We start from the raw sequence: 20551 nt of genomic DNA on the forward strand, positions 1-20551 counted from the left end.
CCTACGCTCCCGCACCCGCTCCGGGCGCCCCGGAACCACCGGCGTCCCCGGCGAGCATGTCCGTCCACATCTTCGGGAAGTCCGGCAGGGTCTTCGCGGTCGTCGCCACGTTCTCGATCTGCACGCCCTCCACCGCCAGGCCGATCACCGCGCCCGCGGTGGCCATCCGGTGGTCGTCGTACGTGTGGAACACGCCGCCGTGCATCCGGCGCGGCCGGATGCGCAGGCCGTCCGCGGTCTCGGTGACGTCGCCGCCGAGCGCGTTGATCTCCTTGGTCAGCGCCGCCAGCCGGTCCGTCTCGTGCAGCCGCAGGTGCGCGACCCCGCGCAGCACCGACTCGGAGTCGGCCAGGGCCGCCACCGCCGCGATGCCGGGGGTGAGCTCGCCGACCTCGCTCAGGTCCACGTCGATGCCGTGGATCTTGCCGGTGCCGGTGAAGACCAGGCCCGCGTCGGTCAGCTCGCAGGAGCCGCCCATCTCGGTGAAGATCCGGCGCAGCGCGTCACCGGGCTGGGTGGTGCGACGCGGCCAGTCCGGGACGGTGACGGTGCCGCCGGTGATCAGGGCCGCGGCCAGGAACGGCTGGGCGTTGGACAGGTCCGGCTCCACGACCATGTCGCGGCCGAGCAGCGCGCCGGGGGAGACCCGCCACACGTTCTTCTCGCCGCCGGCCTCGGGGGTGTCGACCTGGGCGCCCGCCGCGCGCAGCATCTCCACGGTCATCCGGATGTGCGGCATCGACGGCAGGGTGGCGCCCACGTGCCGGACCTCGACGCCCTGGTTGAAGCGCGGGGCTGAGAGCAGCAGCGCCGAGACGAACTGCGAGGAGTTGCTGGCGTCGATCTCGACCGTGCCGCCCTCCAGCGCCCCGCCGCCCTGGACGGTCATGGGCAGCGCGCCCCGGCCGTCGTCGTCGATCCGGGCGCCGAGCGTGCGCAGGGCGCTGATGACCTGGCCGAGCGGGCGCTCGTAGGAGCGCGGGTCGCCGTCGAAGCGGATGTCCCCGTCGGCGAGGGTGGCGACCGGCGGCAGGAAGCGCATGACGGTGCCGGCGTTGCCGACGTCCACGGTCGTCGGCCCGTGCAGGGCCGCCGGGATGATCCGCCAGGCCTCGCCGCCCACTGCGCCGTTGGTGGAACCGGCGGAGCTGGAGGAGACCGTCTCCTCGATGCCGACGCCCAGCGCGCGCAGGGCGTCGGACATCAGCTGGGAGTCGCGCGAGCGCAGCGGGCGGCGGACCCAGCCCGGTTCGGCGGCGAGCGCGGCGAGCACGAGGGCTCGGTTGGTGACCGATTTGGACCCCGGCACCGTGACGGTGGCGTGGACGGTCCCATCGGCGAGCGGAGCGGGCCAGAGGGCAGGGAGCGCGGGGGTCTCGGTCATGGCCCCCACTTTAGTGGCTTCCTCCGGCACCAGATCTTGATCGCCGTCCGGTCTCAGGGGGTGGTCACAGGGCGAGCAGCCACCGGCCGCCGCCGATCAGCGAGCACAGGGCGACGACGTGGAAGAACAACAGCCACACCACCGGATGCAGGTGGGTGAGCCGGCCCAGCTGATCGGCATCGGAATCCGGGGCTCCGCCGTTCCTGCGCTTGGCCCCCAGCTCGAAGACCGGACGCACCCCGCCGAGCAGCAGGAACCACACCACCAGGTAGGCGAAGCCGGCCTGCACCTCGGCCGGCGTCAGCCACGACACCAGCAGGAAGGCCCCGCCGGTCACCACCACGGTCAGCGCCCCGTACGCGTTCCGGATCATCACCAGCATCGCCACCAGCAGGACGGTGGCCGCCCACAGCAGCAGCGTGATCCGGTGCGCGGACAGCAGCGCCGCCCCGCCGAGCCCGAGCAGCGAGGGCGCCGTGTACCCGCCGGCGGCCGTCAGGATCATCCCGAGCCCGGTCGGCCTGCCCCGGCTGACGGTGACCCCGCTCGTGTCGGAGTGCAGGCGTATCCCGCTCAGGCGCCGCCCGGTCACCAGCGCCAGCAGGCCGTGGCCGCCCTCGTGCGCGATGGTGATGGCGTTGCGCGAGAGCCGCCAGAGCGGGCGGGGACCGACGGCGGCCAGCGCGACCAGGCCGGTCACGATCACCAGCCACCGGTCGGGCGGGGTCTGTATGCCCGTGAGCCGGTCCCACAGGCCGGCCGTCGTGCTGCTGTCCATGAGGTGGCGGACTCCTTGCGGTGGTGTCGGGGTGACATGGCAGTGTGGCAGCCATGTGCGGACGGTATGCGGCGGGTCGTGGGCCCGAGGACCTCGTGGAGGCCTTCGGCATCGAGAAGTGGGAGCCGGAGGAGGTCCTGGCCCCCGACTGGAACGTGGCCCCGACGAAAGAGGTCCACGTCGTCCTCGACCGCCCCCTGAAGGACGCTTCGCACCCGCGTCCGGTTCGCCAGCTGCGCACCCTGAAATGGGGCCTGGTGCCCTCCTGGGCGCAGAACCCCGACGGCGCCGCCCGGATGATCAACGCCCGCTCCGAGACCCTGCACGAGAAGCCGTCCTTCCGGCGCGCCTTCGCGCAGCGCCGCTGCATCGTCCCCGCCGACGGGTACTACGAGTGGGTCACCGCCCACGACGAGCGGCAGCTGGAGGTGGAGGGGAAGAAGAAGCGGGCCCGCAAACAGCCCTACTTCGTGCTCCCCTCCGACGGCTCCGTCTTCGCCATGGCCGGGATATACGAGTTCTGGCGCGACCGGACCCTGCCCGACGCGCACCCGCTCGCCTGGTGGGTCACCTGCTCGGTGATCACCACCGAAGCCGAGACCACCCCCCTGGGCGTGGCCCCGGCCGACGGGCCGCGCTCGCTCTCCGAGATCCACCCGCGGATGCCGCTGATGCTCACCCCGGACCGCTGGGACGCCTGGCTGGACCCCGCGAACACCGACACCGAGGGCTCCCTGCGGGAGCTGCTGGCGCCGCCGCCCGGCGGTCTGATGCGGGCCTACCCGGTGTCCACCGCCGTCAGCAACGTCCGCAACAACGGGCCGGAGCTGCTCGAAGAGCTGGCCGCCCCGGAAGAGGCAACCCTCTTCTAGGCCGTCTCTTCCGGATCTTGCCTCGCCCGCGCCGCCCGGCACGATCCGAAAGAGACGACCTGGGACCGGCCCGGGCAGGATGGGGTGCATGACCACGCGTACCGAGAGCGTCGACACCCCGGCGGGCGAGGCCCGCATCACCTGGCACCCCGCCCGCGCGGCGAGGCTCGTGCTCGCCGTCGGCCACGGCGCCGGCGGTGGCATCGAGGCCCGCGACCTCCAGGCCCTGGCCGCCGCCCTGCCCGCCCGCGGGATCACGGTCGCGCTGGTCGAACAGCCCTGGCGGGTCGCCGGGAAGAAGGTCGCCGCCGCACCCGGGGTGCTGGACGAGGGATGGCGCGCGCTGTGGCCCGCCCTCGCGAAGCCCGGGCTGCCGGTGGTCGCGGGCGGGCGCAGCGCCGGAGCCCGGGTGGCCTGCCGGACCGCCGCCGAGCTGGGCGCCGCCGGGGTGCTGGCGCTGGCGTTCCCGCTGCACCCGCCGGGCCGGCCGGAGAAGTCCCGCGCCGAGGAGCTCACCGGGGCCGGCCGGCCGACCCTGGTGGTCCAGGGCGGCCGGGACCCCTTCGGGCGCCCCGAGGAGTTCCCCGCGGGGGACCACGAGCTGGTGGAGATCCCGTACGGCGATCACGGTTTCGCCGTGCCGAAGAAGGCGGACCTGACCCAGGACGAGGCCCTCGCGAAGATCACCGGGGCGGTCGCGCGCTGGCTGTCGGCGCTCCCGGCCTAGGCCGGAGCGGGCCGCGGGAGCGGAAGGCCGAAAACCCGTCCGGTACCCCGGGAATGCGCCGCCCGGCCCTTCTGTTGTCCCGGATGTCGGTACGTACGGGAACTTGTCGGAGGAGAGGGAGCGCATGACCCAGGTCATCAGTCAGAACCGTCGGCAGGCCGCTGACCTGGACTGGACGGTTCTTCCTGCTCCCAAGCGCAGTGCGCCTCGGGCGGCGGAGGGCCGGGATGGTCGACTATTCTCCGATTCGAGCGGGTCCGCTTTCGGAGCCGCCACGCAGTCGGAGGAGGTGGGTCCTGTCGCTGGGACCGACGAAGGCCACGCGGAGGAGACGACCCCGGAGCGCAACGCGCGCTTCGAGCGGGACGCCCTCGGCTACCTCGACCAGATGTACTCGGCCGCGCTGCGCATGACGCGCAACCCGGCCGACGCTGAGGACCTGGTCCAGGAGACGTACGCGAAGGCATACGCGTCCTTCCACCAGTTCCGCGAGGGCACCAACCTGAAGGCGTGGCTGTACCGCATCCTGACCAACACGTTCATCAACTCCTACCGCAAGAAGCAGCGCGAGCCCCAGCGCAGCGCCGCGGAGGAGATCGAGGACTGGCAGCTGGCGCGCGCCGAGTCGCACATGTCGACCGGACTGCGCTCCGCCGAGTCGCAGGCGCTCGACCACCTGCCCGACTCGGACGTGAAGGAAGCCCTGCAGGCCATTCCCGAGGAGTTCCGCATCGCGGTCTACCTTGCCGACGTAGAGGGCTTTGCGTACAAGGAGATCGCGGACATCATGGGTACACCCATCGGTACGGTCATGTCGCGACTGCACCGTGGCCGCCGTCAACTCCGCGGAATGCTGGAGGACTATGCCCGTGAGCGCGGGCTGGTTCCCGCGGGCGCGGGAGAGTCGAACGACCGGAAAGGCTCGGGCTCATGAGTTGCGGAGAGCCGCACGAGACAGAGTGCTCTGAGGTCCTGGACCACTTGTACGAGTTCCTTGATCAGGAAATGCCCGACAGTGACTGCACGAAGTTCGAGGCCCACTTCGGCGAGTGCAATCCCTGTTTGGAGAAGTACGGCCTGGAGCAGGCCGTGAAGAAGCTGGTGAAGCGCTGCTGCGGGTCGGACGACGTGCCGACCGACCTGCGGTCGAAGGTCATGGGACGGATCGAGCTGATCCGCTCGGGGCAGGCGGTGCCCGATCACGACGTCACCGCCGACCATCCGACCTCCGGCTGACCGCCTCGGCAGTGCATTGAACAGCCGCCCCCGGAAGGGCACTTCGTTCACCCGAATGTGCTAATCCGGGGGCGTCCGCATGGCGCAATACGAAAATGTGGCCCACGTCGCTCGGGCCCCCACTTATTCTCCCCATTCGGTACCGGTCCCCATCGGTACCCGGCCGGAACGGCACAGGGGAGGAGACGCCATGCGGATACTTCCGCCGGCGGCGCGCGCGTACATCCTGTGCGTCGTCCTCGCGGCCGCGGCGTGCGTCACCCCGGCCCTCACGGATTCCGCCACGCCCTGGGCGGCCGTCGCCCTCCTCGCCGTGCTCTACCTCGGCTGCGAACTCGTCAAGACCTGCCCGCTGCCGGGCGGCCGGGTGCCCGAGGGCATCGGCTCCTTCTTCCCCGTGGTGCTCGCCGCCGTCTTCCTGCTGCCGCCCGCCGCCGCCGCGCTCGTCGCGCTGCCCGGCGGATGCGCGGGGACCGTGGCCGAGCGGCCCGTCCTGGTGCGCCGGACGTGGCACGGCGCGCAGCAGGCCGTGGCCGCCTGGGCCGCCGGCCGGGCGTACGGGCTGCTGCGCGGTCCGGACTCCCTCGGCGCGGGGCCTTCCGCCGGGTCCGGGCCTCCCGGGTGGGTGGCCGACTTCCCCTACGCGATGGTCCCGGCGGCCGCCGCGGCCGTCGTCTTCTGCCTGGTGCTCACCGCCCTCGACGGCGGCGTCCTGGCCACCGCCGAACGCCGGCCCGCCGCCACCGCCTGGCGCGGACCGCTCGCCCTCTCCCTCGCCCCGCACTGCGTCCACGGCCTCGCCGGACTGATGATGGCCGTCATGTGGCGCAGCCCGTACGGGATCCCGGCCGCCCTCCTCGTCCTGCTGCCGATGTACATCTCCTGCTGGGTCTTCGCGCAGTACCACCGCGAGCGCTCCGCCCACCGGGCCACCATCCGCGCCCTCGTCCAGGCCGTCGACATCAAGGACCGCTACACGCGCGGGCACAGCGAGCGGGTCGGCCAGGCCTCCGCGATGATCGCCCGCGAGCTGGGCATGGCCGACGACCGGATGGAAGTCGTGCGGATCGCCGGGATCCTCCACGACGTCGGCAAACTGGGCGTCCCCACCCGGCTGCTGCGCAAGGACGGGCCGCTCACCCCGGAGGAACGCCGGATCATCGAGCTGCACCCCGAGTACGGGCACGAGATGGTCCGCGGCATCGGCTTCCTCGGCGAGGCCCGGTCCGCGATCCTGCACCACCACGAGCGGATCGACGGCTCCGGCTACCCGTACGGGCTGGCCGGCGAGCAGATCCCGGTACTGGCCCGCGTGGTGGCGGTGGCCGACGCCTTCGACGCGATGACCTCCACCCGCTCCTACAGCCGGGCCCGGCCGGTGCCGGTGGCCCTGGCCGAGCTGGACCGGTGCGCGGGCGCCCAGTTCGACCCGGCGATGGTGCGGGCCCTGACGGGCGCCATCGGCCGGCACGGCTGGCACCCGGTGGTCACCTCCGACGAGGACCTCCAGGTGATCAGCGCCGGCGCTCCCGCCGGGGCCGCGGGGCCGCCGGCCCTGCCGGGTCTGCCGGCGCAGGGCTCCGGCCCGGCCGACGGGCCCGACGGGGCCTCCGGGAGCGCCCGCGCGGCCGGATCCCCCGCGAGGACGGCGCTGCGCGTGCCGCCCGCGGACCAGGACGGGGCGCCCGGCCGGGCCGACCGCCCCGGGAGCGCTCCCCCCGGCGGCGGGCCCGGACGCGACGCGGACGGCGCCGGGGCGGGCGGATGAGGACCGCGGCCGTGTGGCCGGTGCGGGGCGCCGCGGCCGTGCTCACCGCCGTCGCCCTCGCGCACACCCTGTGGAACGGTGTCGTCGAGCCCGGCACCGCCCTCGCCTTCGGCGCGCTGATCGCCGTCGGCGAGCTCGCCCGCCGGGACCGGCAGGAAGGCTCCGTCGACCGCCTGCCCGCGCCGCTCGGCTCCGCCGGCGCCCTCGCCTACGCCCTGCTCGGCGAGAACGCCGGCCAGCCCACCCGGCACGGGGTGCTCCAGATCGTCGCCGTCGTCTTCGCGGCGGCCCTCGCCGGGATCGTCCCGCACATCGCCCGCGGCTGCGGCCCGGCCCTCGACCACCTGTCCCGCCGCGTGCTCACCGTCGCCTTCGCCGCCGCGTGTTTCCAGCCGCTCTACAACTCCGGCCGGCTGGCGGAGCGGGTCGGTCAGGGCCCGGGGCTCGTCCTCTTCCTGCTCTGCCTGCTCGGCCTCACCGCCCTCTGCGACGCCGTGCTCGCCGCGGCGCTGGCCGGGGCCCGCACCGGCTGGCCGTACGGTCCCCTGCTGCGCGACGAGCTGCGCGCCCAGCTCGGCATCGGCGCGGCGATCTGTGCCACCGGGGTCGTGATGGCGCTCGGCGCGGCCGTGGCGGGGCTGTGGGCCATACCCGTCTTCAGCGTGCCCCTGCTGCTGACCCAGCTGTCCTTCCACCGGATCACCGCGATCCGCACCACCTACCGCCAGACCATCGGCTCCCTGGCCCGCGCCACCGAGATCGCCGGCTACACCCGGCCGGGCCACTCCCGCCGGGTCGCCGCCCTGAGCTGTGCCGTGGGCCGGGAGCTGGGCCTGTCGGAGCGGGAGCTCGGGGTGCTGGAGTACGCCGCCCTGATGCACGACATCGGCCAGCTGTCCCTCGTCGACCCGGTGCCGGACGGGGCCACCGCCGGGCTGCTGGCCGCCGAGGCCCGCCGGATCGCCGGGCTGGGCGGGGAGGTGGCCCGGCAGACCGGGGTGCCGGCGGAGGTCGCCGTGGTGGTGGAGCGGCAGGCGGACCCGTACCGGGAGCAGCCCGTCCTGGCCCGCATCGTGCGGACGGTGAACGCGTACGAGGACCTCACCGGCTCCGTCGGCGGGAGGCGTCACCCGGGCGGCTCACTGGCCGCCCTGGAACGGCTCCGGCTGGGCACCGGGCACGATTACCAGCCGGAGGTCGTGGAGTGTCTGGCGAGGGTTCTGGCCAGGGGAGGACGTGACAGAGTTGTTCCCGTCCGACCTGGGTAACCCATGGGTAATGAGCGGCCGTCCGAGTGGGCATGGTTGGATGCCAGTAAGAGTGTCCGCAAGGCTGCACCGTTGTCCCCCGGCTACCGCCGGGAGGGTGCCCCCAGGCAGGCGGGAATCGTGAGGATCTTCGGGAAGGTACGGCATCGGCCCTCCGCCTCGTGGCGGCAGGCCACCGACCGCGCGTTCACGCTGATCGGCGACGGGCGGTACGAGGACGCGGGCGCGCTCCTGACCAGAGCGGCGGACCTGGAACCCTGGCTGTCCGAGTCCTGGTTCAATCTGGCCCTGCTGCACAAGTTCCGGCACGACTGGGAGCAGGCGCGGGCCGCGGGACTGCGCGCCGTGGCGCTGCTGGACCGGGAGACCGGCGCCCCGGACTGGTGGAACGTCGGCATCGCCGCGACCGCGCTCCAGGACTGGCCGCTGGCCCGGCGGGCCTGGCAGGCGTACGGGCTGAAGGTGCCCGGCGACGCGCACGGCGCGGGCGCCAAGGGCAGCGGCGAACCGGTCGGCATGGAGCTGGGCAGCGCGGCCGTACGGCTCTCGCCGGAGGGGGAGGCCGAGGTGGTCTGGGGCCGCCGGCTGGACCCGGCACGGCTGGAGGTCCTGTCGATCCCGCTGCCCTCCTCGGGGCGGCGCTGGGGCGAGGTCGTGCTCCACGACGGGGTCCCGCACGGCGAGCGCGTCACGGCGGCCGGTCCCTCGTACCCCGTCTTCGACGAGATCGAGCTGTGGGCGCCGTCGCCGGTGCCGACCTGGGTGGTGCTGCTGGAGGCGGCCACCGAGGCGGACCGTGACGCGCTGGAGGAGCTGGCCTCGGACGCGGGCTTCGCCGCCGAGGACTGGTCCTCGTCGGTGCGGCTGCTGTGCCGGACCTGTTCGGAGAGCGAGATGCCCAGCGACGAGGGCGACGGCGAGCACCTGGACCCGCACGACCACAGCGAGCCGGGGCACCCCGGGCCGCTGGGGCACCGCACGGCCGGCTCCGGCTCCCTGTGGGTGCCCGAGCGCGAGTGCGGGATCGCGGCGCCGGCCGGGCTGGTGCGCGGACTGCTCGACGGCTGGGTCGCGGACAGCCCGGGCACCCGCGAGTGGCGGGATCTCGAAGAAGTCTGCTGAGCAGGGCCGTAGGCTGTACGGGCACATCGGTGGCCATTGGCGACCACCGGTGACTTGGACTTACGGAAGGCGTACGGCGGACATGTCGCAGCAGGAGAACGAGGTAGTCGGCGTCGAGGTCGTGAACGACGGGTACGTCGTGGACACGGAGGACTGTGCCGAGCGCGAGCTCGCCCACCGTGAGCGCGGCACCGCCCGCCCGATCACCGTCGTCGGCAACCCGGTCCTGCACCGCGAGTGCAAGGACGTCACCGAGTTCGGCGAGGAGCTGGCGCAGCTGATCGACGACATGTTCGCCAGCCAGAAGGCCGCCGAGGGCGTGGGCCTGGCCGCGAACCAGATCGGCGTGGACGCCAAGGTCTTCGTCTACGACTGCCCGGACGACGACGGTGTGCGGCACACCGGTGTCGTGGTCAACCCGAAGCTCGTCGAGCTGCCCGCGGACAGCCGGGTGCTGGACGACTCGAACGAGGGCTGCCTGTCGGTCCCCACCGCCTACGCCTCGCTGGCCCGCCCGGACTGCGCCGAGGTCGAGGGCCAGGACGCCCAGGGCAACCCGATCAAGGTGCGCGGCACCGGCTACTTCGCCCGCTGCCTCCAGCACGAGACCGACCACCTGTACGGCTACCTCTACATCGACCGCCTCTCGAAGCGGGACCGCAAGGACGCCCTGCGGCAGATGGAAGAGGGCACCCCGCGCTACGAGACCGTCCCGAACGCGTAGCCCTCTCGCCTGTCAGGCCGCCTGCGGGCCCCGGAACGCACGCCGGAAGGAATTCGGCGTGGTGCCCAGGGTCCGCAGGAAGTGGTGGCGCAGCGCGGCCGCGTTGCCGAAGCCGCAGCGGCCGGCGATCGCGTCCACCGTCGCGTCGGTGGCCTCCAGCAGCTCCTGCGCGAGCAGGACGCGCTGGCGCAGCACCCACTTGTACGGGGTGGTGCCGGTCTCCTGGAGGAAGCGGCGGGCGAAGGTGCGCGGTGACATGTGCGCGCGCTCCGCGAGCTGCTCGACGGTGATCTCCTCGTCCAGGTGGCGGGCCATCCACTCGACCACCTCGCCCACGGTGTCGCAGGAGGTGCGCGGCAGCGGCCGCTCGATGTACTGGGCCTGCCCGCCGTCCCGGTGGGGCGGTACGACCATCCGCCGCGCGATGGTGTTGGCCACCTCGGCCCCGTGCTCCTGGCGGACGAGGTGCAGGCAGGCGTCGATGCCGGAGGCGGTGCCGGCGGCCGTGATCACCGGGCCCGCGTCGACGTAGAGCACGTCCGGGTCGACCAGGGCCCGCGGGAAGCGCCGGGCCAGCGTCGCGGCGTGCATCCAGTGCGTGGTGCAGTGCCGGCCGTCCAGCAGCCCCGCCGCCCCGAGCACGTACGCGCCGCTGCACACGCTGAGCACCCGCGCTCCCCGGTCCACCGCGCTGCGCAGCGCCTCCATGAGGGCCTGCGGGTACACGCGGGTGCCCGCGTCCCGGAAGGCGGGCACGCAGATCAGGTCGGCGCTCTCCAGCCGCTCCGGCCCGTGTTCGGGGGAGACCGTGACACCGGTGCCGGACATGGTCAGGGGGCCTTCCTCCGCCGCGCAGACGGCGAAGTCGTACACCGGCAGCCCGTGGTCGCTGCGGTCGGTTCCGAAGACTTCGCAGAAGATCCCGAACTCGAAGGGGGCGATCTCGTCGAGGAGGGCCACGGCCACGTTGGTCAGCATGCCTCCAGTGTGGCAGTAATTCGTTCTTCCATGACAGTCCTGCCACTGTGCGAGTTTTCCCAGCGGGAGGAAAGTGGAGACATGAACACGTTCCTGAGCTACCTCACCGTCCTCGCCGTCGCCGCCCTGGTGCTCGCCCCCAGCCTGTACGGGCTCCTGCGCGACCGGCGGACCGACCGCCAGCTGCGGGCCGTCGAGACCCGCCTCGTGTGGCTGCCCCGCCAGAAGGCGGGCGGCATGCCGCCGACCGTCCGCCGGTCCCGCGCCCGGCACACCGGGATGCACTGGGGCCCCGTCGCCCACTGAGCGGGGGCGGGCGTGCACACGGGAAGCCGGACGATCGGGCGCCGGAAACGCGAGAAGCCGGGACGCGGTGGTGAACCGCATCCCGGCTTCGCGGCGTTCACCGCGTTCCGACCCGAGGGGCCGCAGGACGCCTAGAAGTCCTCGTCCAGGTCGACCGTGCCCTCGACCGCGACCTGGTAGGCCGACGGACGGCGCTCGAAGAAGTTCGTCAGCTCCTGGACACCCTGCAGCTCCATGAAGGAGAACGGGTTCTGCGAGCCGTACACCGGCGCGAAGCCGAGACGGACCAGACGCTGGTCCGCGACGCACTCCAGGTACTCGCGCATCGACTCGGTGTTCATGCCCGGCAGGCCGTCGCCGCACAGGTCGCGGCCGAACTGCAGCTCCGCCTCCACGGCCTCCTTCAGCATGTCGGTGACCTGCTGCTGGAGCGCGTCGTCGAAGAGCTCCGGCTCCTCCTTGCGGACCGTGTCCACGACCTCGAACGCGAAGTTCATGTGCATGGTCTCGTCACGGAACACCCAGTTGGTGCCGGTGGCCAGGCCGTGCAGCAGGCCGCGCGAGCGGAACCAGTACACGTACGCGAAGGCGCCGTAGAAGAACAGGCCCTCGATGCACGCGGCGAAGCAGATCAGGTTCAGCAGGAAGCGGCGGCGGTCGGCCTGCGTCTCCAGCCGGTCGATCTTCTCGACGGAGTCCATCCACTTGAAGCAGAACTGCGCCTTCTCGCGGATGGAGGGGATCTCCTCGACCGCGTCGAACGCGGCCGCCCGGTCGTCCGGGTCGGGCAGGTAGGTGTCGAGCAGCGTCAGGTAGAACTGGACGTGCACGGCCTCCTCGAACAGCTGGCGCGACAGGTACAGGCGCGCCTCCGGGGAGTTGATGTGCTTGTAGAGCGTCAGCACCAGGTTGTTCGAGACGATCGAGTCGCCCGTCGCGAAGAACGCGACCAGACGGCCGATCATGTGCTGCTCGGCCGGCGTCAGCTTCGCGAGGTCCGCGACGTCCGAGTGGAGGTCGACCTCCTCCACCGTCCACGTGTTCTTGATCGCGTCCCGGTAGCGCTCGTAGAAGTCCGGGTAGCGCATCGGACGGAGCGTGAGCTCGAAGCCCGGGTCCAGCAGGTTCTTGTTGTCGTTGGAGCTCATTACTGGCAGGCCTCGCAGGACTCGGGGTTCTCAAGGGAGCAGGCCAGGGCGTCCGCGTCGACGGCCTGCGGGAGCGGGGTGGCGGCCGCCGGGACGGCGGACGCGGACGCGGCGCGGGCGATCTTCGTCGCGGGGCGCGAGCGCAGGTAGTAGGTGGTCTTCAGACCCTGCTTCCAGGCGTACGCGTACATCGAGCTGAGCTTGCCGATGGTGGGCGTCTCCAGGAACAGGTTCAGCGACTGCGACTGGTCCAGGAACGGCGTACGGGCCGCCGCCATGTCGATCAGACCGCGCTGCGGGATCTCCCACGCCGTGCGGTACAGGTCGCGGACCTCCGCCGGGATCCAGCCGAAGCCCTGGACCGAGCCGGAGGACTCGCGCAGCGCCTCGCGGGTCTGGGCGTCCCACACGCCGAGCGCCTTCAGCTCCTCCACCAGGTAGCCGTTCACCTGGAGGAACTCACCGCTGAGCGTCTCGCGCTTGAAGAGGTTGGAGACCTGCGGCTCGATGCACTCGTACACGCCGGCGATCGAGGCGATCGTGGCCGTCGGGGCGATGGCGAGGAGCAGCGAGTTGCGCATGCCGGACTTCGCGACGCGGGCGCGCAGCGCCTCCCAGCGCTCCGGCCAGTTCAGCTCGGTCGCGTAGTGGTCCGGGTGCAGGACGCCGCGCGCGGTGCGGGTCTGCTCCCAGGCCGGCACCGGGCCGCTGCGCTCGGCCAGGTCGCACGAGGCCTCGTACGCCGCGAGCATGATGCGCTCGGAGAGCTTGGTGGACAGGGCCTTCGCCTCGGGGGAGTCGAAGGGCAGCTTCAGCTTGAAGAAGACGTCCTGGAGGCCCATGGCGCCCAGGCCCACCGGGCGCCAGCGGGCGTTGGAGCGGCCGGCCTGCTCGGTCGGGTAGAAGTTGATGTCCACCACGCGGTCGAGGAAGGTCACGGCGGTGCGGACGGTCTCGTCCAGCCGCTCCCAGTCGATCTCGCCCGTCTCCGTCAGCACGAACGCGCCGAGGTTGACCGAGCCGAGGTTGCAGACGGCCGTCTCGCCGTCGTTGGTGACCTCGATGATCTCGGTGCAGAGGTTGGAGGAGTGCACGACCGTGCCCGGCTCGGCGGTCTGGTTCGCCGTGCGGTTGGAGGCGTCCTTGAACGTCATCCAGCCCTGGCCGGTCTGCGCGAGGGTGCGCATCATCCGGCCGTACAGGTCGCGGGCGGGCATGGTCTTGCGGGCCAGGCCCGCCGCCTCGGCCTTGCGGTAGGCGGCGTCGAACTCGTCGCCCCACAGGTCGACCAGCTCGGGCACGTCGGCCGGGGAGAACAGCGACCAGTCGGCGTCCGCGTTCACGCGCCGCATGAACTCGTCCGGGACCCAGTGGGCGAGGTTCAGGTTGTGGGTGCGGCGCTGGTCCTCACCGGTGTTGTCGCGCAGCTCCAGGAACTCCTCGATGTCCGCGTGCCAGGTCTCCAGGTAGACGGCGGCGGCGCCCTTGCGGCGGCCGCCCTGGTTCACGGCGGCGACGGAGGCGTCGAGGGTCTTCAGGAACGGCACGATGCCGTTGGAGTGGCCGTTGGTGCCGCGGATCAGCGAACCGCGGGCGCGGATGCGGGAGTACGACAGGCCGATGCCGCCCGCGTGCTTCGACAGGCGCGCCACCTGGTGGTAGCGGTCGTAGATCGAGTCGAGCTCGTCCAGCGGGGAGTCCAGCAGGTAGCAGGAGGACATCTGCGGGTGCCGGGTGCCGGAGTTGAAGAGGGTGGGGGAGGAGGGCAGGTAGTCGAGGCGGCTCATCAGCCTGTACAGCGAGGCCACTTCCTCGACGGCCTGGACGCTCTCGTCCGCGGCGAGGCCACAGGCCACGCGGAGCATGAAGTACTGCGGGGTCTCGATGACCTGACGGGTGATCGGGTGGCGCAGCAGGTAGCGGCTGTGCAGGGTGCGCAGGCCGAAGAAGCCGAAGCGGTCGTCGGCCCCCTCGGCGAGGGTGTGCTCGACCAGTGCGTCCAGGCGGTTCGCGTGGGTCCGCACGAACTCGGCCGTGCGGTCGGCGATGAGGCCCTCGCGGTGGCCGACCTCGACGGACGCCGAGAAGGAGGTGGAGCCCTGGCTCGCGGCCTCGTCGCGCACGGCCAGCGTCAGCAGTCGGGCGGCGAGCTTCGAGTACGCGGGGTCCTCGGAGATCAGACCGGCGGCGGCCTCGGTGGCGAGCCCGCGCAGTTCGGCGTCGTCGGCGGCGGCGCTGCGGCCGCGGAGCGCGGAGGCGGCGACGCGGCCGGGGTCGGTGTCGGGGAGGTCCGCCGTCAGTTCGGTGAGGGTACGCAGCAGCGTGGCCCCCGGGCCCTCGGTGTTGTCGCCAGAAACGGACTCGGCGCGCGGTGCGGAAGGCGCGATGGTCACGGCGGGAGCTCTCCCTCGCTCGGCCCGGTCATCGACGGAGCGGGGCGCGAGCGGGCGCATGCGGGCGTGGCAGGAACGCGTACACACCGCATGGCGTCCACCGGCCCAACCGCGAGGCCCGGACGTGTCGGCACCCGGTTCGGTCGAGCCGGGCGCGCTGTCGGCAGGTCATCGGACTTGGTGTCCGGTAGCCGGACACTTCATACCGTTGCGGGACAGTTCCGGATTCGCACCGGATTCCCCTGCGAGACAGCAGCCTTGAGCATACATGTGGGGGCGGCCCTCTGCGGTAACCCCCACATGTAGTGTCGGCGTGGCTACAGCTTGAGCCGGTAAGTGAGGAGTGTCAGGCCTTCGATCGGTGCCCAGTCCCGCTCCGGAGTGCGTACGAAACCCAGGCGCGCGTAGATCCGATGGGCCTCGGCCATGCCGCCCTGCGTGGAGAGAACCAGGCCGGTCACGCCCTCCAGAGCCCTCGCCCGCTCGACGCAGGCCCGCACCAGTGCCTCGCCGGCGCCCTGGCCGCGCGCCTCGCGGGCCACCGCGAGCATCCGGAACTCGGCCTCGTCCGGAGCCGCGATGTCGGCGAGCGGACTGCCCGGAGCGGCGAAGGTCACACCGCCCAGCAGCCGTTCGTCCCGTACGGCGACGAGCACCTCGCCCTCGGCGGCCCGGCCGGCCACGTCGCGCAGCACGTTCAGGTAGCCGTCGTCCTCGTTGAAGTCCAGATGGCCGTCGGCGAGGTAGGCCCCCGCCGTGATCTCACCCAGCTCCGCGTACTCGGCGGGAAGCGCCGTTCTGATCACCATGTCCATGCGGTCGAGTGTGCAGGACGGGGACGGGTGCCGGCGTGCGGCGGGGAACGCCGAAGGGGCCCCGCCGCGTCGTGCGGCGGGGCCCCTGCGCGTGGTTCAGCAGCAGCGGAAGCCCTCACGGGGGTCCGCCTCGCGGGCGTCCGTCCGGGCCCGCTCGAAGGCGCGGCGGGTGAGGACCTCCGCGTCCGGGTCGTGGGAGCGGGCGTGGGCCACGTACCGGTCGTACGCCGCCTCCCCGGAGAACTCCCGTACGTAGAACCGCGCCTTCGCCAGCGCGCTCCGTACGGTGCTCACGCCACCGGCTCCTTGACGTGTCCGCCGCCCGAGTCGAGGCCGGACGCGGCGAGCTCCGCCCGCTCCTCGGTCGTCGGGATCAGCCCGGCCGGTGCGACGATCTTCGACTCGGTCCACGGGACCTCGGTGAGGGTCACCGACTCCGGCTTGCGGACGGCCTTCAGGCAGGTCCGGGCCGCGTCCAGGAGCACGATGACGATCAGCAGGGCGAAGAGGGCCGACAGCACGCCGTCCACCGTGGCGTTGGTGACCACGGTGTGCATCTCGTCCATGTTCTTCGCGGGCTTGAGCACCTTCCCGGCGTCGATGCCGTCCTGGTAGGTGCTGCGCTGCGCGAAGAAGCCGATCTTCGGGTTGTCGGAGAAGACCTTCTGGTAGCTGGCGGTGAGCGTCACGGCCACGTCCCAGGCCAGCGGGACGGCCGTCACCCAGGCCCACTTGAGGCGGCCGGACTTGACCAGCAGGGTGGTGCAGACGGCCAGGGCGACCGCGGCGAGCAGCTGGTTCGCGATGCCGAACAGCGGGAACAGCTGGTTGATGCCGCCCAGCGGGTCCTTGACGCCCACCCACAGGAAGTAGCCCCAGGCGCCGACGACGACGGCGCTCGCCAGCCAGACGCCCGGCTTCCAGCTCACGTCCTTGAAGGGCTTGTGCAGGTTGCCGAGGGTGTCCTGGAGCATGAACCGGCCGACGCGGGTGCCCGCGTCGAGGGTGGTGAGGATGAACAGCGCCTCGAACATGATGGCGAAGTGGTACCAGAAGGCCTTCATGCCGGCCCCGCCGATCACCGACGAGAAGATCTCCGACATCCCGAGTGCGAAGGTCGGCGCGCCACCCGTACGGGAGAGCAGGCTGGCCTCCTCCACGTCCTTGGCGGCCTGGGTCAGCGCCTCGGGGGAGATGACGAAGCCGAGGTTGGTGACCGCCTGCGAGGCCGACTCGACGGTGGTGCCGATGACCCCGCCGGGGGAGTTGACGGCGAAGAACAGGCCGGGCTCGATGATGCAGGCCGCGATGATCGCCATGACGGCGACGAAGGACTCGGTCAGCATCGCGCCGTAGCCGATGACCCGGACCTGGGTCTCCTTCTGGATCATCTTCGGGGTGGTGCCCGAGGCGACCAGCGAGTGGAAGCCGGACAGGGCGCCGCACGCGATGGTGATGAAGACGAAGGGGAACATCGAGCCCGCGAAGACCGGGCCGTCGCCGCGCGAGGCGAAGTCCGTGACCGAGGGCATCTTCAGCATCGGCATCGCGATGACCACGCCCAGCGCGAGCAGCGCGATCGTGCCGATCTTCATGAAGGTGGAGAGGTAGTCGCGGGGCGCGAGCAGCATCCACACCGGCAGTACCGAGGCGATGAAGCCGTACGCGACCATCCAGATGACCAGCGTCTCCTTCTCCAGCGTGAAGGTGTCCGCGAAGGAGGACTCGGCGACCCAGCCGCCCGCGATGATGGCGACCAGGAGCAGGGCGACACCGATGGTGGACACCTCGGTGACCCGGCCCGGCCGCAGCACGCGCAGGTAGAAGCCCATGAAGAGGGCGATCGGGATGGTCATGCCGATGGAGAACACGCCCCAGGGGGAGTGCGCCAGGGCGTTGACGATGACCAGCGCGAGCACCGCCAGCAGGATGATCATGATGGCGAACACGGCGACCAGGGCGGCGGCTCCGCCCACGGGGCCGATCTCGTCGCGGGCCATCTGGCCGAGCGAGCGGCCGTCGCGCCGGGTGGAGAAGAACAGCGTGATCATGTCCTGCACGGCGCCGGCGAAGATGACGCCCGCGACGATCCAGATGGTGCCGGGCAGGTATCCCATCTGCGCGGCCAGCACCGGTCCGACGAGTGGGCCGGCGCCCGCGACGGCGGCGAAGTGGTGGCCGAAGAGCACCCGGCGGTCGGTGGGATGGAAGTCGACACCGTTGTCGAGGCGTTCGGCGGGGGTGGCCCGCGTCTTGTCCACCTTGAGCACGCGGTCCGCGATGAAGCGCGCGTAGAAGCGGTAGCCGATGGCGTAGGAGCCCAGCGCGGCGGCGAGCAGCCACGCGGCGGAGATCTCCTCGCCGCGCGAGAGCGCCAGCACGCCCCAGCCGATGGCGCCGACGAGTCCGACGAGCACCCACACGGCGATGGACTTCGGAGAGGGCGAGCCCGGTGTGGTGCCCGGACTCGCCGTGTTCCGTTCTGTCCCTGTTGCTTCCGGTTCAGGCATGACCTCGTCCCCTCGTCGATCATCTGCGTAAGCGCAGGGAATCTACGGGGGATCGCCCGCTGAGCGTAAGACCCCGTCCGTAATCCGGTATGTGAAGGAATCGGGGACGCGGGGGCCGACGGGCAGGTCAGACGGCGGGGCGCTTGAGCCGGGCGACGAACTTGTACCGGTCCCCGCGGTACACCGACCGCACCCACTCCACCGGTTCGCCGTCGGCGTCCAGCGAGTGCCGCGACAGCATCAGCATCGGCAGGCCGACGTCGGTGCCGAGCAGTCCGGCCTCGCGCGGGGTGGCCAGCGAGGTCTCGATCGTCTCCTCGGCCTCGGCCAGGTGCACGTCGTACACCTCGGCGAGTGCGGTGTAGAGGGAGGTGTACTTGGCGAGCGAGCGGCGCAGCGCGGGGAAGCGCTTGGCCGACAGGTGCGTGGTCTCGATGGCCATCGGCTCGCCGCTGGCCAGGCGCAGCCGCTCGATGCGCAGCACCCGTCCACCGGTGGTGATCTTGAGCAGTCCGGCGAGGGTGTCGTCGGCCGTCACGTAGCCGATGTCGAGGAGCTGAGAGGTCGGTTCGAGACCCTGGGCGCGCATGTCCTCCGTGTACGAGGTGAGTTGCAGCGCCTGGGAGACCTTGGGCTTGGCGACGAAGGTGCCTTTGCCCTGGATCCGCTCCAGTCGTCCCTCTACGACCAGTTCCTGGAGGGCCTGTCGGACGGTGGTCCGCGAGGTGTCGAATTCGGCCGCGAGCGTGCGCTCCGGCGGGACCGGGGTGCCGGGCGGCAGTGTCTCGGTCATGTCGAGCAAGTGCCGCTTGAGTCGGTAGTACTTGGGAACGCGTGCCGTGCGGGTGGCTGCCCCGCCGTCCGGCTCCGTGGTCGCCCCTTCGGTGGCCATCGCCGCCCGCCTTCCCGACTCCAGTTTCGCTGCCGTCACCGGCTCCTCCGATATGTGCGGTCACATGGTGACACGTAAGGGGGGACAGGCCTTCTCTCTCCCCAGGTGTCGGTCCGATAACGGACCGGGCACCCGCTCATTAGACCCTTGACACCCCTAAAGGTCTAGGCCAAGCTCCAGCTACTGGTCTAAACCAATATGGATCAGATCCCGGCCCCACGGCAGTACTTCGCGTATGTCACCGCGGCGGGCGAGGGAAGTGCAGGCAGGCATCCCTGAGGAGGGTGGCGTGAAGCGCAAGCTCATCGCGGCGGTCAGTGTCGCGGGCATGATGGTCGGAGTCGCGGCGTGCGGCGACGGCGGCGACGACAAGGCGAAGACCGACGCGGGTGGCGCCAAGGAGATCACCGTCTGGGTGATGGACGGTTCCGCTCCCAAGGCCTGGATCGACGAGGTCAACAAGGAGTTCTCGGCCAAGCACCCCGGTGTCACGGTCAAGGTCGAAGAGCAGAAGTGGACCGGCATCCAGGAGAAGGTCACCACGGCCCTCTCCGAGAACAACCCGCCGGACGTCCTGGAGCTCGGCAACACCCAGACCGCCGGCTACGCGGTCACCGGCGGCCTCGCCGACCTGACGAAGGACAAGGCCAAGCTCGGCGCCGACGCCTGGCAGAAGAGCATGCTCGCCTCGGCCGAGATCGACGGCAAGCTCTACTCCGCCCCCTGGTACGCCGCCAACCGCGTCGTCATCTACGACAAGAAGGCCTACGAGAAGGCCGGCGTCACCCCGCCGAAGACCCGCGACGAGTGGATCGCCGGTCTGGAGAAGCTGAAGGCGGCCGACCCGGCCTCCCAGCCGATCTACCTGCCCGGCCAGAGCTGGTACGTCCTCGCGGGCTTCGTCTGGGACGAGGGCGGCGACCTCGCCGTCAAGGACGGCGCCAAGTGGAAGGGCGGACTCGGAACCCCGCAGGCCGCTTCCGCCGTGGAGTTCTACAAGAAGCTCCAGTCCTTCTCCACCGCCCCCAAGGACAAGGACGAGGCCAACCCGCAGCAGTCCACCGACATCGTTCCCAAGGGCGGCGTCGCCTCCTGGATCGGTCTCGGCTGGGAGGCCGGCGGCGCCGAGAAGGCCCTGAAGGACGCGGGCAAGGAGGCCGACTTCGGCTACTTCCCGATCCCGGGCAAGACGGCGGACAAGACCAGCACCGTCTTCCTCGGCGGCTCGAACCTCGCCATCGCCGAGCGCTCCAAGAACAAGGAGCTCGCCAAGGAGTGGCTGGCCCTCGCCGCAGGCAAGGACCAGATGACCAAGTACGCCGCCGAGACCAAGGGCGCGCTGCTGCCGAACCAGGCCGGCGCGAACTTCACCCCGGCCGCCGGCTCCTTCGCCGAGGCCATGGGCAAGGCCGGCGTCAACGGCAAGATCACTCCGGTCACCGCGGGCTGGGCGAACGTCGAGACCGAGCCGAACCCCATCAAGGAGTTCATGACCAAGGTCCTGAACGGTGAGGACGCCGCCAAGGCGGGCGCGGACGCGGACAAGGAAATCGCGAACCGCATCAACAAGTAGTCCCGCCCCGCAGTTCACGCACCACCCAGCAGTGTGAGCGCACTGGGGGCACGGCAG

General features: G+C 71.6%; 19 protein-coding genes and 1 riboswitch. Of the genes, 10 read left to right on the plus strand and 9 right to left on the minus strand.

Translation table 11 applies throughout. The features are described 5' to 3' along the window. Nucleotide 1: 1 nt before the first annotated feature. A complete protein-coding gene (gene aroA, locus ACFYP3_RS08455) occupies nt 2-1384 on the minus strand; it encodes a 3-phosphoshikimate 1-carboxyvinyltransferase (protein WP_388828764.1) in 1383 nt (460 codons plus the stop codon). 64 nt (nt 1385-1448) lie between these two features. Beyond that, nucleotides 1449-2162 carry a M50 family metallopeptidase gene (locus ACFYP3_RS08460; protein WP_388828767.1) on the minus strand — a complete coding sequence of 238 codons (714 nt, stop codon included), beginning with the start codon at nt 2160-2162 and terminating at the stop codon, nt 1449-1451. 53 nt (nt 2163-2215) lie between these two features. Here ACFYP3_RS08460 and ACFYP3_RS08465 point away from each other — a divergent pair, with 53 nt between their 5' ends. From ACFYP3_RS08465 to def, 8 genes are all read left to right on the plus strand, one after another. Next, nucleotides 2216-3034, plus strand: a complete 819-nt coding sequence (locus tag ACFYP3_RS08465; RefSeq protein WP_388828770.1) for an SOS response-associated peptidase — start codon at nt 2216-2218, stop codon at nt 3032-3034. Nucleotides 3035-3122: 88 nt separating this feature from the next. Continuing rightward, the gene (locus ACFYP3_RS08470) at nt 3123-3761 is read left to right on the plus strand and encodes an alpha/beta family hydrolase (RefSeq protein ID WP_388828772.1); all 639 of its coding nucleotides are present in this window, start codon (nt 3123-3125) and stop codon (nt 3759-3761) included. Nucleotides 3762-4050: 289 nt separating this feature from the next. After that, nucleotides 4051-4695: a sigma-70 family RNA polymerase sigma factor gene (locus ACFYP3_RS08475; RefSeq protein ID WP_030709911.1), complete on the plus strand. Its 645-nt coding sequence runs from the start codon at nt 4051-4053 to the stop codon at nt 4693-4695. Further along, nucleotides 4692-4997: a mycothiol system anti-sigma-R factor gene (rsrA, locus tag ACFYP3_RS08480; protein ID WP_388828775.1), complete on the plus strand. Its 306-nt coding sequence runs from the start codon at nt 4692-4694 to the stop codon at nt 4995-4997. Before ACFYP3_RS08475 ends, rsrA begins: the two co-directional genes overlap by 4 nt. 190 nt (nt 4998-5187) lie before the next feature. Then, nucleotides 5188-6765: an HD-GYP domain-containing protein gene (locus tag ACFYP3_RS08485; protein ID WP_388828778.1), complete on the plus strand. Its 1578-nt coding sequence runs from the start codon at nt 5188-5190 to the stop codon at nt 6763-6765. Continuing rightward, the gene (locus ACFYP3_RS08490; protein ID WP_388828781.1) at nt 6762-8033 is read left to right on the plus strand and encodes an HD-GYP domain-containing protein; all 1272 of its coding nucleotides are present in this window, start codon (nt 6762-6764) and stop codon (nt 8031-8033) included. The genes ACFYP3_RS08485 and ACFYP3_RS08490 overlap by 4 nt, the downstream gene beginning before the upstream one ends. A gap of 120 nt (nt 8034-8153) precedes the next feature. Further along, the gene (locus tag ACFYP3_RS08495; protein ID WP_388828784.1) at nt 8154-9155 is read left to right on the plus strand and encodes a tetratricopeptide repeat protein; all 1002 of its coding nucleotides are present in this window, start codon (nt 8154-8156) and stop codon (nt 9153-9155) included. An 82-nt stretch (nt 9156-9237) separates the two neighbouring features. Beyond that, on the plus strand, nt 9238-9879 hold the full coding sequence (def, locus tag ACFYP3_RS08500) for a peptide deformylase (RefSeq protein WP_388828787.1): 642 nt from the start codon (nt 9238-9240) through the stop codon (nt 9877-9879). A gap of 12 nt (nt 9880-9891) precedes the next feature. On the opposite strand, the gene ACFYP3_RS08505 is transcribed toward def, so the two are convergent. After that, on the minus strand, nt 9892-10857 hold the full coding sequence (locus ACFYP3_RS08505) for a helix-turn-helix domain-containing protein (RefSeq protein WP_388828790.1): 966 nt from the start codon (nt 10855-10857) through the stop codon (nt 9892-9894). 81 nt (nt 10858-10938) lie between these two features. Between ACFYP3_RS08505 and ACFYP3_RS08510 the strand changes: the two genes are divergently transcribed. Beyond that, the gene (locus tag ACFYP3_RS08510; RefSeq protein ID WP_388828793.1) at nt 10939-11163 is read left to right on the plus strand and encodes a hypothetical protein; all 225 of its coding nucleotides are present in this window, start codon (nt 10939-10941) and stop codon (nt 11161-11163) included. 131 nt (nt 11164-11294) lie between these two features. Here the strand turns inward: ACFYP3_RS08510 and ACFYP3_RS08515 are convergent, their stop codons facing one another. The 6 genes from ACFYP3_RS08515 to ACFYP3_RS08540 all read right to left on the minus strand — a co-directional run bounded on the left by ACFYP3_RS08515 (nt 11295) and on the right by ACFYP3_RS08540 (nt 18921). Further along, nucleotides 11295-12311 carry a ribonucleotide-diphosphate reductase subunit beta gene (locus tag ACFYP3_RS08515; RefSeq protein ID WP_365475033.1) on the minus strand — a complete coding sequence of 339 codons (1017 nt, stop codon included), beginning with the start codon at nt 12309-12311 and terminating at the stop codon, nt 11295-11297. Continuing rightward, nucleotides 12311-14704: a ribonucleoside-diphosphate reductase subunit alpha gene (locus ACFYP3_RS08520; protein WP_388828797.1), complete on the minus strand. Its 2394-nt coding sequence runs from the start codon at nt 14702-14704 to the stop codon at nt 12311-12313. Before ACFYP3_RS08520 ends, ACFYP3_RS08515 begins: the two co-directional genes overlap by 1 nt. Before the next feature lie 144 nt (nt 14705-14848). After that, nucleotides 14849-14980, minus strand: a riboswitch (cobalamin riboswitch). A gap of 41 nt (nt 14981-15021) precedes the next feature. Further along, nucleotides 15022-15519, minus strand: a complete 498-nt coding sequence (locus ACFYP3_RS08525; protein WP_388828800.1) for a GNAT family N-acetyltransferase — start codon at nt 15517-15519, stop codon at nt 15022-15024. Between the two features lie 96 nt (nt 15520-15615). Continuing rightward, nucleotides 15616-15813 carry a YbdD/YjiX family protein gene (locus ACFYP3_RS08530; protein ID WP_266604752.1) on the minus strand — a complete coding sequence of 66 codons (198 nt, stop codon included), beginning with the start codon at nt 15811-15813 and terminating at the stop codon, nt 15616-15618. Next, entirely contained in the window at nt 15810-18029 is a 2220-nt protein-coding gene (locus ACFYP3_RS08535; RefSeq protein ID WP_388828803.1) for a carbon starvation CstA family protein, read from the minus strand. The genes ACFYP3_RS08530 and ACFYP3_RS08535 overlap by 4 nt, the downstream gene beginning before the upstream one ends. A gap of 127 nt (nt 18030-18156) precedes the next feature. After that, nucleotides 18157-18921: a GntR family transcriptional regulator gene (locus tag ACFYP3_RS08540; protein ID WP_030709888.1), complete on the minus strand. Its 765-nt coding sequence runs from the start codon at nt 18919-18921 to the stop codon at nt 18157-18159. A 289-nt stretch (nt 18922-19210) separates the two neighbouring features. Here ACFYP3_RS08540 and ACFYP3_RS08545 point away from each other — a divergent pair, with 289 nt between their 5' ends. Then, nucleotides 19211-20494, plus strand: a complete 1284-nt coding sequence (locus ACFYP3_RS08545) for an extracellular solute-binding protein (RefSeq protein WP_030709886.1) — start codon at nt 19211-19213, stop codon at nt 20492-20494. Nucleotides 20495-20551 lie beyond the last annotated feature (57 nt).

Source organism: Streptomyces sp. NPDC005533, assembly GCF_042871845.1.
In the GTDB taxonomy this organism is placed as follows: domain Bacteria; phylum Actinomycetota; class Actinomycetes; order Streptomycetales; family Streptomycetaceae; genus Streptomyces.